Genomic DNA, 14,067 nt, shown 5'->3' with positions numbered 1-14,067 from the left:
ACGCGCCTGCTCACCAGACCGGCTGCCTGGTGGCCGTCCTCCGGTGGGAACCTTCCGGCACCGGGGCGGCCGGGCGGGAGCAGCCGGTGACCCCGCGGCCCGGGCGGACGGGGGTCCGGTTACCGGGGCCGGTGGTCGGCGGCGGCTCCTGTGAGAAGTACGCCGCCCGGCGTCCGGACCCGCGCCCGGATACGGCGGGAGTCGGCTGGGTAGGTGATCCATCATGCTGAAGTGGCTGCGCCGGAAGGCGTCCGGGACGCCCGACCCGGATCAGGTGGACAGCTCGTCGTGGAATCCGTCCGGATGGTGGTGGTGCATGGAGCACAACCGGGTCGAGAACCCGCCGGACTCGCCGGGCCACCGGCGCCTCGGCCCCTACCCGACCGCGGCGGACGCCGAGAACTGGCGCGACGACGTCGACCGCCGCAACGACAAGTGGGACGAGGAGGACCGCCGCTGGGCCGGCGACCGCTGAGCGGACAGCCGCTGAGCGGGCGCTGCCTGGTGCCGGTCGCCGACGGTTGAGCGTGATCGCCGGCCGCCGGCCGCTGACCCGGGAGGGTGGCGGCCGGCGGGCGGCGTCCCGCCGAGCCGGGTCGTTCGTACTCCACCCCGACGACAAAGGCCGGATGATGACGGCTTTCCTGGATGACACCGTTCTGTAACGACACCAGTCGTGTGACAAGGGTGTCTCCACAGCACCAGCCGCCAGGGGTGGGAGGGGCCTGATGAGCCGCCGTCCGATCGTGTCAGACACCGTGACATGGGAGTTCAACGCCACGTACCTGGCTGCGAGCGGCGAGCGGGTACCGCTGCCGACGAGCCTGCGCTACGACCCGGTAGATCCCGTCGCGATCACCATGAGTATGTGGGTCACCGACCAGAGAGCCGTTGTGTGGACGTTCGCCCGCCGGCTCTTCGTCGACGGCTCCCGGCGCTGCGCCGGGCTGGGCGACGTGCGGATCCGCCCGCTGGTGCGGGACCGCCGCCGGGTGCTGCTGGTCGAGCTGACCAGCCCCGGTGGGCACGCGCTGATCGAACTGCCTGCGAACCGGGTCAACGACTTCATCGCCCACACCTACGATCTGCTCCCGGCCTCGGCGGAGGACGCCGTGGTCGAGCGCGATCTGGAGCTACGTGTCCTGAAGGGCCACACCCGCAGCTGACCGGCCGGCGGACCGCGGTAGACGCACCAGCCTGCCAGCGGATACGCCGGCCGACCGTCGGAGGACGTCGGCGGGCCCGCCATCTGATCGGTGCTGTGGCATCCGGACGTCCGGGCAGCCCAGCTCGGGACGTCCGGCCCTGCGCCGGCAGCCCACGGCCGCCGGCGCCGGTCCTCCAGGATGTCCGCCCGACGCGGCGCCCCAGGTGTAGGGGAGATCCGCGTGGCGCCGTTCGTCCTCCGGGCCGCCTGCCTGAAAAGCGGAAGGTCGGCGGTTCGACCCCGCCCCTGCCCACCCTTTTGACCTGCGGAAATAACAGGATTTGTCGATCATTGGTTGATCGTTATATGGCAACGAGTGTGGCAACGGCGTCACACGATCTCGGTGATGGCCTGTCACGGACCCCAGTTGATGCGATGAAGGGGCGGGGCCTCCGCTCCTGGTGACTCCCCGGGGTCGGGGTAGGTCCCTCGGGGTTGCTCACGTCTACCGACGAAGGAGGCCCCTGTGGATCCATCGTATGAGGGTCGCCAGATTGTGGGAATCGATCTCCATCGGCGGCGGTGGACCGTCCGCTTGTGCGGCGGACGGTCCACGAGGCGCTCTCCCCGTGGTGGCGCTTGCGCGGTTCCACGTTCGGCGCCGGGTTTCGAGGACTCCGACGAGCCGATCAATGGCAACCAGGCCCCGCTGTCCCCTCGCCGATCAGGTTCCCGGGCCATGCTTGTCGTTCCTGCGCRGGTGGTCGGGAGAGCTGGGAGAGTAACCAGGCTCAGATAGCGGCGGCGGCGAGCACTGTGTTTGTCAGCCCAGTCAGAAGGCGCCCGGGCCCGACGGCGTCGGCGCCCTTGGCAGAGGCTCGTTCCACGAGCCTGGCGGTCAGCTACTGGTGATTGATCGGGGTCGGCATGAGTCAAGCGTCCCGCTCATGATCGTCTCTTCGCGCCGAGCCAGCCTCGGCGGCACGGGCCATCCATGGCGTTGATCAAGCGGTGCCGATCTCACGCTCTTGGTATTCGCGCGGTGAGAGTCCGTGGAAGCGTGTGAAGGCGGCGCTGAAGGTCGGCAGGTGAGCGTAGCCAACGCGGCGGGCGACGGCGCTGGGCTTGGCGCCGCCGACGAGCAGGTCGCGAGCCATGCGCATGCGGGCCGCGTAGCGCCAGCGGGCGAAGGTCATTCCGGTCTGTTCGTGGAACGCTCGGTGGACGTCGGCGGGCAGGTCGAAGTCGGTCGATCCAGCAGAGACCCCGATGCGGCGCAGGTAGTCCATGGCAGCTTCGCGCCCACGCGGGTCGGTGGGCATCGGCACCGATAGTGCCCGCTGCGCGGCGACCTGCTCGGCGAACAGGTCGATGATGCGGGTCGGGTCATAGTCGACCGGACGCAGCGAGGTTCGGGCGCTGATGGAGGAGAACATCAGGTAGTCGTCCCACGCTCGCGGGAACTGCACCTGGATCGGTTCGATCAGTTGGAGATCGGCGGTGCTGGCGTTTCCGAGCGGCAGCGAGATGGAGTCCTGGCGAAGCCCAGTAATGTGCTCGACTTCCGCCGGTATCCAAGTCGCGACGCCACGCAGTCGCTCATAGCGCCTAAGGCCGATGTCGAGGTAACCGCTGCCGCGATACATCCAACTGAGCACGTGACTGTCCATGGCGTGCGAGGGCGTGCGGGCTGCGGGCAGCAGATCGGGCGCATGGGCAGCAGCACCGTCTCTCCGCATCAAGCGCACGAAGTTATCAGCCTGGCGTGCCGCGCTGGCGCGCCTGGTCAGGCCACCGGCAGGAGCGCGGGCGGCGAGATCCCTGGCGAACTCGTGAGGGGTCGGCCCGAACTGCTGCTGGAACGCGCGCCGGAAACCGCCGCAGCTGGCGAAGCCCACTCGCGCTGCCACCTGATCGACGTCGTACCCGGCGGCCAGAAACTCGACGGCGGCGGTCAGTCGGCAGCGCAGTCGCCACTGCTCGAAGGTGAGCCCGGTATCGGCGAGGAACTCGCGCAGCAGGGTGCGCGGACTAGAGGGCACCCGTGTCGCCCATTCCTTGACGGTGAGGTCGAGCGCGGGGTCGCGGATCAGCTCCTCGGCCACTGCTCTCGCCCCTGCAGCCTTCGGCATGGTGGGGGGATCGAGCAGTGCCGAAGGAGCGGTGGCCCCGCCGCGCGGAGGTGAGGTTGGGCGTGTGCCGAGACCACGAAGGAGGTCGGCTACCCCGTCAGGCGAATACCCGTGACCGGTGAACGGTGTGACCTGAAGATTGAAGTACTGGATCAGCCAGTCCTGCCAGCCATCGGGGACGTCGAACCGCGTCGGCTCGGTCAGCGCCCAGGCCCCGACGCTGGCGTCGGGCCAGTACGGGAAAGCGACCGTGCCGGGCTCGGTGATCGTCAGGGTGCGGTTTCGGTAGCCCTGAGGCATCCAGATGCCTTCGCCGCCGGCGAGGGAGAACTCCGTTCCGCCGTCCAGAAGCACCTGCGCGCGACCGGTGCGGACCCAGATCAGCAGGTGACTGGGACGCTCCACCGGAACCATCCGTGCTCCCGGTATCGGCGGCGGAGACGAGTCAATCATGTCATAACTATATGGCGACCTGCGTACCCAAGTGTGGGTTAGGTTTACCGTACCTTACCGGTAGCCCGCTGCCGTTGGTAGCGCGCGGCCTTCTCACCCTAGACGCGATCGGAAGGGGCTTCCTCAGCATGCCGAAGACCTCGCGTGGGCTCACAGTGCACCCGCTGACCCTGCGAGAGGTCGAGGTGGTGCGGGTGGTGGACCTGACGCCGGGGATGCGCCGGATCACGTTGGGTGGCGACCAACTTCGTGCGTTCACCTCGGCGAACGGCTTCCCGCAGCCGGCGTTCGACTCGACGGGCTTCGACGATGACATTCGGTTGGTGTTCTGCTACCCAGATCAGGCCGAGCCGGTGCTGCCAGTACAGAAGGAGAAGGGCCTCGAGCTGCCGAGGGACCCCCGGCCGTTGTCAAGGAGCTACACAGTCCGTCGCTGGAACCCCGCGGCCGGAGAACTGGACGTGGACTTCGTCAAGCACGGTATCGGTGTCGGCAGCACCTGGGCGTACCGCACCCAACCCGGCGACCGCATCCACTTCCACGGCCCGAGCGCATCGCGGGCGCTGCCGCAGGACGCGGACTGGCTTCTTGTCGCCGGCGACGACACAGCGATCCCCGCGATCGCCCGCCTGCTTGATGAGTTGCCCGATGACGCGCGGGCGCAGGTGTTCGTCGAGGTCGCCGAGGACGCTCATCGGCTGGAGCTGAGGGCTCTGCCGCGGGTTGAGGTGACCTGGTTGGTGCGCGGCGGCGCCGAGGCGGGCACGACCATGCTTCTGGTGGACGCGGTCAAGAACAGTGGCTGGTGGGAAGGTCGACTGTTCGCGTGGTTTGYGGGAGAGCGCTCGGCGGTGCGGGATCTGCGTCGCCATCTGGTCGAGGACCGGGGTGTGCCCAAGGAGGACATCGAGTTCACCGGGTACTGGCGTCGTGGCGAGGTCATTGCCCTGGAGGCCGACGGAGCGGTGCCCGACCCCGAGAAGTCGATCACACCCTTCGAGAAGCTCCATCAACTGACCGAACTGGTCTCGCCGATCGCGATCCGCACCGCCGTCGAGCTGGGCATTCCCGAGCTGATCTCGCGTGGTGTCAGCAGCGTGGCGGACTTGGCCATCAGGGCGGATGCCGACGAGCGGGCGTTGGGCAAGCTGCTGCGCTACCTGCATGCCCTGGACGTGCTGACCGAGACCGAACCGGGCCGCTACGGTCTGACGCCGGTGGGTGAAGTCCTGACCGTCGAATTCGTCGCGGACTCCTTGCACCCGTCCGGGGTGGGAGGCCGGGAGATGCTCGGCCTCTACGGACTCACCGAGTCGATCCGCACTGGCCGGTCGTCTTACGCCTCCGTCACGGGTCAGACCTTTGCTGAGGTGCGCGCCGAGCAGGACTACGAGGACCGCTACCTGGAACGTCTGGCCGAGTTCCAGCACGCGCTGGCTATGTCGATCGCCAAGTCCGACCTGCTTGCTGGCATCCGGCACCTGGTGATCCACTCCGGTGGCGCGGGCGTGCAGGCCCGCGAGTTCGTCGCCGCTCATCCTGAGCTGCGGGTGACGATCTGCGCGCTGCCCGCCCAGGCCGACTGGCTACGCCGCGACCTGCCCGTCACGATCCCCGACGAGCAGCAGCGGGCACGGGTCAGCGTGGTCGAGCAGTCGGTATTCGAGCCCAGCCCCGGATCGGATGTCGTGTTCATCAGCCGCGCTTTCAAGGCGCTACCCGACGCCGACGCCGCCCACGCTCTCCGCCGAGCGTCCGAGAACCTCCTCCCGGGTGGGCGGGTGCTGCTGGTCGAGGAGGTCCTCGACACCGACGACCTCGATGGACATGACGGCGAAGCCGACCTGATCGGACTCGCGGTACATGGCTCCGGTCTACGCACCGCCGAGGAACTGGACACCGTGATCACCCGGTCAGGGCTCACCCGCACAGAGGCGCACACCGTCGGCTGGGGCACCGCCGTCCACGAACTCGTCCGCAACGGCACCCACTGACCCTGAGGTGCCACCTTCCTTCCGGGCAACTGCCCCCACCAGAATTAGGGGCAGCACGGAAAGAGTAATAGTTGACACAGAGTCCTGCAGTACGACTTTACCGCCGACGCCCCGAGTACCAAGATGGTTGGTGGCGCCGTCACCATCGCCGCCCGCAACCACCGGTTCACTGACGGGGCGATGAGCGAACTCCGCTACAACACGATGCGGCGCCATTTGGCACTCGGCTACCGCACCCCGTGCCAGGTCCACGACGAATACCTGAAAATTCAGTCCGCCGCTTAGGTCATCCTCATGGTGGCTGTCTGGATTTAACGGGGCACACCACCCCCACTCGAACGAAGAACAGAAGGAAGAACGCATCCATGATTTTTACCAGGTCGCGACGCCGCGGCGCGGCCCTTGTCGCCGCGTTGCTGAGCACCGCGATCCTCCTTGCGGGGTGCGGCAGCGACGACAAAAGCGATCAAGGTGACGCGGTAGGAGCGACCCGCACCGTGGAGGCCGACAACGGCGCGGTCGAGATCCCGGCGCACCCGCAGCGGGTTGCAACGCTCGGGAGACTCACCGTGTCGTTCCTCGACCTCGGCGGCAAGCCGGTGGGCGTCACGGAGGTGGACGCCTCCGTGCTCGACGCACTGCCCGAGGAGCAGCAGGCCGCATACAAGGCGGCCAAGCTCCTCGGTTCCRGCGCCAGCGAAGCCGACCTCGAGCTGCTGGCCACCCTCAAGCCCGACCTCATCTTGTTCTCCGCACCCGACTCCGACTTCGAGCAGATGAAGTCGGAACTGGAATCGATCGCACCGACGATCTACTTCGGATTCAGCTCGGACTGGAAGAACCGCCTGTCCGTGACCGCGGATGCCACTGAGCTGACGGATGCTCTCAACGAGCAGAAGGCCGAGTACGAGGAGAAGCTCGCCGAGTTCCAGGGCAAGTACTCGGAGATCATCGAGACCACCAAGTTCGGCGAAGTCAACAGAGGTTCCTGGCAGGACCCGGGAATGTTCGCCCTCAACGGCTCACAGTGTTCGGAGATAGCGCGAGCGGACATTCCCCTCAGCATATCCGATCTGGGTGAAGGGGGCGAGGAGCGATCGTTCGAGCAGATCGGCAGCCTGTCCGAGTACGACGTGCTCCTGTACCCCGTGGACGCTGAGGGAAAGGTCGCGGAAGGCTTCGTCCCCGTGGCGGAATCGAACGGATGGAAGGCCCTTCCCGCCGTGACCTCCGGCAAGGCCCTGGGTGTCTACTGCTTCGGCGATGTCAGCTTCACCAGATCCTATCGGACCTACTCCCAGTACCTGGATTCGCTCGGCCAGGCACTGGCGAAGCTCGCGACGGCGGGATGACGGCACAGACCAGTGACGTCGAGGTCCGGGTGCCCGCGGCGGCATCCGGACCTCGACTGCGCGCCGTCGGTCTGCTCGCAGCCCTGGTGGCACTGCTCGTGCTGCTGGTGCTGAGCCTGTTGGTCGGCTCGACGGTGATTGCGCCGTCGGTGATATGGGATGCGCTGTTTCATCCGTCGGCCGACATCGATCAGTTCTCGATCCGCGACTACCGTCTGCCGCGCACGATCGTCGGGCTCGTCGTAGGCATGGCGTTGGGGGCCGCGGGGGCGTTGATCCAGGCATTGACGCGCAATCCGCTGGCCGACACCGGTATCCTCGGCCTGAACGCGGGCTCCTCCTTCGCGGTGACCGTGGCCGTCGGCGTGCTCGGAATCCGCGATATCAGTGGCTACATGTGGTTCGCGTTCGGCGGGGCGCTGATCGTCACGATCATGGTCCTGCTCCTGGGATCGACCCGACGCGGCCAGTCGCCGGCAGTCATGGTGCTCGCCGGGGTCTGTGTCGGCGCGGTGCTCGGTGGTGCCGGGTCGGCACTTCAGCTGACCAACCCGGATGCGTTCGATGCGATGCGGTCGTGGGCTGCCGGTTCGATCCTGGGGCGCCCCCTCGACGTGGTGTGGCCGGTCCTGCCGCTCTTCGCCGTGGCACTCGTTCTGGCCTTTGCGGTGTCGGGTCCACTCAACGCGATGGCTCTCGGCGACGAGATCGCCGCCGCCCAGGGCGTCCGTCTGGCCCGTACCCGCGTCCTCGCAATCATCGCGATCACGCTGCTGGCCGGAGGCGCGACCGCCATCGCGGGCCCCATCGGATTCGTCGGGCTCATGGTGCCGCACATGGCCCGCTGGTTCGTCGGCCCGCACCAGCGCTGGATCTTCGCCTACAGCATCCTCCTCGCCCCGAGCCTGCTGCTGGCCTCCGACATTCTCGGGCGAATCGTCATCCGGCCCAGCGAGATCCCCGTGGGTATCGTCACCGCCTTCATCGGCGCCCCCGTTCTCATCGCACTGGTGCGGCGGAAGAAGGCCAGCGGACTATGAGCATCGGCGTTACTTCTCGGTCCGGACCAACGCGCCTTCGCTCAACAGGTGGGGCTCCCGGGGGGCGGGTGGACTTCGGGCGGCGGGTGCTGGTGCTGCGGCGATGGAGGATCGCGGTCCGGCTCGAGTGGCGCTCGGTCATCGTCTGTGGGGCGCTCGCGGTCGCGGTCGCCTGCATGGCGGTGCTCGCGCTGATGACGGGCTCGTACCAGCTCAGCCCTGGGCAGGTGGTCTCCGCGCTGGTCGGCGGGGAGACCGGGCTGGTCCACGACATCGTGGTCGAGTGGCGGTTGCCCCGGGTGGTTGCGGCGCTGGTGTTCGGTGCCGCGTTGGGGGTGAGCGGGGCGGTCTTCCAGTCGATGCTGCGCAATCCGCTCGCCGACCCCGGCATCATCGGATTCTCCCAGGGCTCCTACACCGGCGCGTTGATCGTGATCCTCGTCATCAACGGCAGCTACGTGCAGTTGATAGGCGGGGCGTTGCTGGGGGGGATGGCCACCGCCATCGCCGTGTACGTGCTCGCCTACCGGCGAGGGGTGCAGGGGTTCCGGCTGATCATTGTCGGCATCGGCGTCTCGGCGATGCTCGACTCGCTCAACACCTGGTTGATTCTCAAAGCCGACCTGGAACAGGCGATCGCAGCCGCCGCGTGGGGCGCCGGATCACTCAACGGGGTGTCCTGGGATCAGGTGGCCATCGGCGGTGTGTGCATCGCTGTGCTTCTGCTGCTGGCTGCGATGTCGAGCCGGCCGATGCGGCAGATGGAGCTGGGTGACGATACCGCCGTCTCCCAGGGGGTGCGGGTCTCGCCCGCCCGCCTCGGCATGGTCGTGGTGGGGGTGGCGCTGACGGCGGTTGTCACGGCCGCATCGGGGCCGATCGCGTTCATCTCCCTGGTCGCGCCGCAGATCGGACGCCGCCTCGTCCGCACTGCGGGGATAACCCTCGCACCCACCGCCCTCGTCGGCGCGCTGCTGTGTCTGGCGGCGGACTACCTCGCCCAGCACGTCGCCCCGACTCCCCTGCCGGTGGGGATCATCACCGTCATGCTCGGCGGTGGGTACCTCGGGTATCTGCTGTTCACCGAAGCCAGGAGACGCCTGTGAGCACTCACGCCGACACCACCATCGATCTTGCGGAGGCGAGAGACGTATCCTCGCCTGCTCCGCGGCCCGACGGCTCACGCCTCCGCGTGGAGTCGGCGACGATCGGTTACGACAGGCGCATCATCAGCGAGGGCTTGTCGGTGTCCATTCCGGACGAGTCGTTCACAGTCATCGTGGGCCCGAACGCCTGCGGGAAGTCCACTCTGCTGCGCGGCCTGTCGCGGCTGTTGAAGCCGTCCGCGGGTCAGGTGCTCCTCGACGGTGCGGCCATCCAGTCGTACAGGACGAAGGAGGTGGCGCGGCGGGTCGGCTTGCTGCCGCAGACCTCGATCGCCCCGGACGGGATCACCGTAGCCGACCTGGTGGCTCGGGGCCGGTATCCGTATCAGGGGTTCATCCGGCTGTGGACCGAGGCCGACGAGCGGGCCGTGGCCAGGGCGATGGACCAGACCGCGGTCACCGACCTGTCCGGCCGCCTGGTGGACGAGTTGTCGGGAGGCCAGCGACAGCGGGTGTGGGTGGCGATGGCGCTCGCGCAGCACACCAGCATCCTGCTGCTGGACGAGCCGACCACCTTCCTCGACATTGCCCATCAGATCGAACTGATGGAGCTGTTCACCGACCTGCACCACGTGGGCCACACCCTGGTCGCCGTGCTGCACGACCTGAATCATGCCGCTCGCTACGCCACGCACCTGATCGCCATGAAGGACGGCGCCGTGGTCGCCGAGGGGCCACCGTCGGAGATCGTGACGGCCGAGCTGGTCGACGAGGTGTTCGGTCTGCGCGCTCTGGTGGTGCCCGATCCGGTGGCGGGCACTCCTCAGGTGGTGCCGCTGGGCCGTGACCGCGGTGGCGAAGGCGTGCGGAGGGACCGTTGATGCGCACCGATCCGATGGGGCTGGGGCGAGGACCGCTGACGCGGTGGCTACCGGTCCTGGGGCAGGCTGCGCCCGAGCCTCCTGACGTCCGGTCATTCGAGGTCAGGGCGGGTGATCGTCCCGGACAGTTCGTGGCGCGCGTCATCTTCTCGCTGCCACGCGTCACGATCCCCGCGATGCTGTTGGCGATCGTGTGGCAGGTGGGCGAGTCGGCCGTCCCGGTGGTGATGGGGCTCGCGATCGACCGGGCGCTCGTGACCAGGGATGCCGGGCAACTGGTGCTTTGGCTCGGTGTGCTGGTGGCCTTGTACGTCGCGCTGACAATGGCGGCCAGGATCACGAATCGGCTCAGCACGTATGCGATCCAGCTGTTCCAGCACCGACTGCGCGCGACGCTCTCGACCAGAGTGCTGCATGCCGACGGCAGCGCGGTACGGGCGCCGGCGGACAGTGTTGTCTCGGCCATGACGAATGACGTCGCCCGCCTGGCCAACGGCGGGCTGCTCGTGGTTCTGCCCATCGCGAGGATCGCCGCCATAGCGTTCATCGCTGTCTCGTTGTTGGTGGCRCACTGGCTGCTTGGGGTCGTGGTGCTGCTCGGCGCGCCCGTGGCGGTCTGGTTGATGGGCCTCCTGAGCGAACGTCTCTCCCGCGACACCCGCGAGTACCAGGATCTCCTCGCTGACACCGTTGGACGGGCCACCGATCTGGTCGCCGGGTACCGGGTGATCAAGGGCGTGCGCGCCGAGGCCGAAGCGACCAGGCGATACCGGCAGGCCAGCCGGGGGACCCTGGTCGGTGCCAGCCGCAACGCCGGGCTGCTCGGCAGGTTTCTTGTGGGCTCCGGTGCTGTGAACGGTGTGTTCGTCGCCGCGGTGACGGGGCTGGCGGGCTGGTTCGCGGTGAAGGGGCAGCTGAGCATCGGCGAGTTGATCGCCGCGGTTGGCCTCACCCAGGCGCTGCTGCCACAGATGCAGGCGATCGCGATCCATTCCATCCCCAATCTCGCGGGCTCCCGCGCCTCGGCCGCGCGAATCGTGGACGTGCTCAGGAACGCAGGCGCCGCCGCATCCGGACACGATGACGCGATACGACAGCGGTACACGCCGCCGCCTGTGCAGGACGTGTCCGCACTGTTTGTCGGCGTACTGGATGTCGGCGTGCCCAGTGCCTCAATCCGGGTAGAGCCCGGTGAGCTGGTGGGGGTGCACGCCGATGATCGGATTGCCGCCCGCATCGCTGACGCGTTGCTGAACCCGTGGGCCGCCAACGACATTGAGGTGCGTCTCGACGGCCGGCCGGCGCACGAACTGACCCCAGCGGAGTACCGCTCCCTGGTCACCGTCGCACCCCATCGGACAACGTTGTTCACCGGCACCATCCGCGACAACCTCGCCGCCACCGCCTGCCTGCCCGAGCGAATGGACAGTGCGGTGTGGGCGGCCGCCTGTGAGGACTTCGCAGCCGATCTCGACACCCCCGTCGGTGAGAACGGCAACCGCCTGTCCGGTGGCCAGCGTCAACGGGTTGCGCTCGCTCGAGCCTTCGCGACCGATAGTCCGGTGCTGGTGCTGCACGACCCAACCACCGCCGTCGACTCGGTGACCGAGCAGACCATCGCCGAGCGGCTGGTCGGTATCCGCACAGATCGCTCAACCCTGCTGATCGCCTCGTCCCCGGCCCTGCTTGGCTGCTGCGACCGTGTCGTCGACCTTCTCGACAACGTGCTGGTGCTTGGAAAGGCGGCGCCGTGACCGGGGGATCCGCGACGACAGAGCACGCGCTGCCGGTCGCGGGCGGACGTGAGAYCGCTCAGGAGGCGTGGCGGCTCAGCCGTGGGCATCGACTCCGTCTGGCCGCCCTCGTGATGCTGGGAATCGCAAGCACCGCCATCGATCTGATCGGACCCGTCGCGATCGGGTTCCTCATCGATCGGGTCCAGGCAGGTACCGCCGATCTCAGCACCGTGCTGACCGTCACCGCGATCATGGCGGTCTCAGCCATTCTCGGTGCCGCTGGCACGGCGGCGACGATCGTCTTGGCTACTCAGACATACCACACCATCCTCGCCGGGCTGCGGGAGGAGCTGGTCTCCCGTGCCCTGACACTGCCGCAGCATGTCGTCGAGCGGGCCGGCACCGGGGATCTGATCTCGCGGTCCAGCGACGACGTCACCACGGTTGCCGATGCGGCCCCCGAGGTGATCCCGGTGCTTACCGTTACGTCCTTCACCATCGTCATATCGCTGGGCGGGYTAGCCGCGCTGGAATGGCCCTACGCCGCCGCCCTCGCCGTCGTGCTGCCTGTCTACGTGCTCTCCATGCGGTGGTACCTGCGAACAGGACCGCGGGTATACCGGGCCGAGCGTGCGGCGATGAGCGCGCGTGCCCAACAGATTCTGGAGTCGCAGCGCGGCTACGCCACTGTGCTCGGATTCAGGCTTGCCGAGCAGCGGCACCGCGCCGTGACAACCACCGCCTGGGGCGTAACGGTGCAGGCGATGCGGGCGCGGACCGTGCAGAGCATGCTCAACACCCGCCTGAACCTCGGCGAGTGCCTGAGCCTGGCCGCCGTGCTCGTCGTCGGCTTCGTCCTCATCGACCACGGAGCCTCGACTGTCGGGGGCGCGACCACCGCCATGCTGCTCGTGCTACGCCTGCTGAATCCGGTCAATCAGCTGCTGTTCGTCATCGACACTCTCCAGTCCTCCCTCGCGTCGCTGAACCGCATGGTCGGAGTCACCACCATCCCCGTCGCGGACGCGCCGAGCATCGCAACGAGCAGCGGCGTCCACCTCCGCGAGGCATCCTTCCACTACGGGGCCGGCCCCCGCGTACTCGTCGATGTCACGCTCGACATCCCCACCGGTCAGCGTGTCGCCGTCGTAGGTGCGTCGGGTGCCGGCAAGTCCACGCTGGCCACCGTGATCGCCGGTATTCACCAGCCCGACGCCGGGACCGTGGCCCGACCGGAGCGCACAATGATGATCACCCAGGAAGTACACGTGTTCGCGGGGACATTGCGCGAGAACCTCACCCTCGCCGCACCGGATGCCACCGACGGCCAAGTACGGGCTGCGCTGGAAGTGGCCCAGGCTGTAGGGATGCTCGACCTGCTGCCCGATGGCCTTGACACGGTGCTCGGTGGTGGCGGGTACGAGCTGACCGCCGCACAGGCACAACAGGTGGCGCTCGCTCGCCTGGTGCTGGCCGACCCGGAACTAGCGATCTTCGACGAGGCCACCGCCGAGGCAGGTTCCGCGTACGCCGGAGTGCTCGACCGCGCCGCCGACGCTGCGCTGACCGGACGCACTGGACTGGTGATCGCGCACCGGCTCTCTCAAGCCGCCGCCTGCGATCTGGTCGTGGTGATGGAGCACGGCCGTATCGCCGAGCGAGGAACCCATACAGAGCTGATCGCCGCCGGCGGGGTGTACGCCGCGCTTTGGTCGGCATGGCGGGCCGGGCAGGAAGCTGGAGCGAACGGGTAGGGGTGATCCTGGACGCGGCATGCAACAACCGCACGTGCGAAGTGGCCTCTCGATCTGATGGGCGGAAGCGTAGAGAACCCCCATCCTCCCGGCTCAGAGGGTACTTCCGCGTTCAGGAACCCCAGCGGACAGCCATAAACGGCGGTGCATCCAGGCTTAGGTCAACACCTATCACTCCAGCTCAGCGCGTCAAGCGATCATCGGAGTGGAACTGTCTGATCGCGGGTGCTGGGTGGACATTCCCTGTGGGGTACGCGCTGCTGCTCTCGGGAGTCTCTCGGGAATCTCGCCGACCCGTTGTAAATTTAGGTTAGGTTACCTTACACTGGTTGTATGAATGGTCGCAGCGGTGAGGGTACGCGATGAGTGTGGGCGGGGATCCTCGTGAGGGTACGGGGAGTGCATCGTCTGCGGAAGAAGTGCCTTCTGACCAGGGGGTGAGTGATGGGAAGCGGTTGCCTCTCTCGTTTGC

The 14,067-nt window shown here is 67.8% G+C and carries 11 protein-coding genes; 10 read left to right on the top strand and 1 reads right to left on the bottom strand.

Annotation, left to right across the window (positions count from 1 at the left end; genetic code table 11):
* Nucleotides 1-223 precede the first annotated feature (223 nt).
* Nucleotides 224-475, top strand: a complete 252-nt coding sequence (locus tag CC117_RS26375) for a hypothetical protein (protein WP_018638348.1) — start codon at nucleotides 224-226, stop codon at nucleotides 473-475.
* Nucleotides 476-728: 253 nt separating this feature from the next.
* On the top strand, nucleotides 729-1,166 hold the full coding sequence (locus tag CC117_RS26370) for an SsgA family sporulation/cell division regulator (RefSeq protein WP_071088802.1): 438 nt from the start codon (nucleotides 729-731) through the stop codon (nucleotides 1,164-1,166).
* Between the two features lie 985 nt (nucleotides 1,167-2,151).
* On the opposite strand, the gene CC117_RS26365 is transcribed toward CC117_RS26370, so the two are convergent.
* The gene (locus CC117_RS26365; protein ID WP_071088800.1) at nucleotides 2,152-3,693 is read right to left on the bottom strand and encodes a helix-turn-helix domain-containing protein; all 1,542 of its coding nucleotides are present in this window, start codon (nucleotides 3,691-3,693) and stop codon (nucleotides 2,152-2,154) included.
* A gap of 2 nt (nucleotides 3,694-3,695) precedes the next feature.
* Here CC117_RS26365 and CC117_RS26360 point away from each other — a divergent pair, with 2 nt between their 5' ends.
* From CC117_RS26360 to CC117_RS26330, 8 genes are all read left to right on the top strand, one after another.
* A complete protein-coding gene (locus CC117_RS26360; protein ID WP_241830444.1) occupies nucleotides 3,696-5,726 on the top strand; it encodes a siderophore-interacting protein in 2,031 nt (676 codons plus the stop codon).
* Nucleotides 5,727-5,849: 123 nt separating this feature from the next.
* Nucleotides 5,850-6,011, top strand: a complete 162-nt coding sequence (locus CC117_RS37615; protein ID WP_157905458.1) for a hypothetical protein — start codon at nucleotides 5,850-5,852, stop codon at nucleotides 6,009-6,011.
* A 212-nt stretch (nucleotides 6,012-6,223) separates the two neighbouring features.
* Nucleotides 6,224-7,078 carry an ABC transporter substrate-binding protein gene (locus CC117_RS26355; protein WP_241830443.1) on the top strand — a complete coding sequence of 285 codons (855 nt, stop codon included), beginning with the start codon at nucleotides 6,224-6,226 and terminating at the stop codon, nucleotides 7,076-7,078.
* Nucleotides 7,075-8,118 carry a FecCD family ABC transporter permease gene (locus CC117_RS26350; protein WP_084132823.1) on the top strand — a complete coding sequence of 348 codons (1,044 nt, stop codon included), beginning with the start codon at nucleotides 7,075-7,077 and terminating at the stop codon, nucleotides 8,116-8,118. Before CC117_RS26355 ends, CC117_RS26350 begins: the two co-directional genes overlap by 4 nt.
* 68 nt (nucleotides 8,119-8,186) lie before the next feature.
* On the top strand, nucleotides 8,187-9,224 hold the full coding sequence (locus CC117_RS26345; RefSeq protein ID WP_241830441.1) for a FecCD family ABC transporter permease: 1,038 nt from the start codon (nucleotides 8,187-8,189) through the stop codon (nucleotides 9,222-9,224).
* Nucleotides 9,225-9,244: 20 nt separating this feature from the next.
* Nucleotides 9,245-10,105: an ABC transporter ATP-binding protein gene (locus tag CC117_RS26340; protein ID WP_071088859.1), complete on the top strand. Its 861-nt coding sequence runs from the start codon at nucleotides 9,245-9,247 to the stop codon at nucleotides 10,103-10,105.
* The gene (locus tag CC117_RS26335; protein ID WP_071088793.1) at nucleotides 10,105-11,859 is read left to right on the top strand and encodes an ABC transporter transmembrane domain-containing protein; all 1,755 of its coding nucleotides are present in this window, start codon (nucleotides 10,105-10,107) and stop codon (nucleotides 11,857-11,859) included. The genes CC117_RS26340 and CC117_RS26335 overlap by 1 nt, the downstream gene beginning before the upstream one ends.
* On the top strand, nucleotides 11,856-13,595 hold the full coding sequence (locus CC117_RS26330; RefSeq protein ID WP_071088791.1) for an ABC transporter ATP-binding protein: 1,740 nt from the start codon (nucleotides 11,856-11,858) through the stop codon (nucleotides 13,593-13,595). Before CC117_RS26335 ends, CC117_RS26330 begins: the two co-directional genes overlap by 4 nt.
* The last annotated feature ends 472 nt before the right edge of the window (nucleotides 13,596-14,067 follow it).

The sequence above is a fragment of the Parafrankia colletiae genome (assembly GCF_001854655.1).
GTDB lineage: Bacteria > Actinomycetota > Actinomycetes > Frankiales > Frankiaceae > Parafrankia > Parafrankia colletiae.
Note: the sequence above shows the minus strand (reverse complement) of the source record. Positions and strands in the feature narration are given on the sequence as shown.

Bases quoted from the DNA above. Each gene is read 5' to 3' on its own strand.
- CC117_RS26370 (WP_071088802.1), top strand. From the start codon at position 729: ATGAGCCGCCGTCCGATCGTGTCAGACACCGTGACATGGGAGTTCAAC.
- CC117_RS26365 (WP_071088800.1), bottom strand. From the start codon at position 3,693: ATGGTTCCGGTGGAGCGTCCCAGTCACCTGCTGATCTGGGTCCGCACC.
- CC117_RS26350 (WP_084132823.1), top strand. From the start codon at position 7,075: ATGACGGCACAGACCAGTGACGTCGAGGTCCGGGTGCCCGCGGCGGCA.
- CC117_RS26375 (WP_018638348.1), top strand. From the start codon at position 224: ATGCTGAAGTGGCTGCGCCGGAAGGCGTCCGGGACGCCCGACCCGGAT.
- CC117_RS37615 (WP_157905458.1), top strand. From the start codon at position 5,850: ATGGTTGGTGGCGCCGTCACCATCGCCGCCCGCAACCACCGGTTCACT.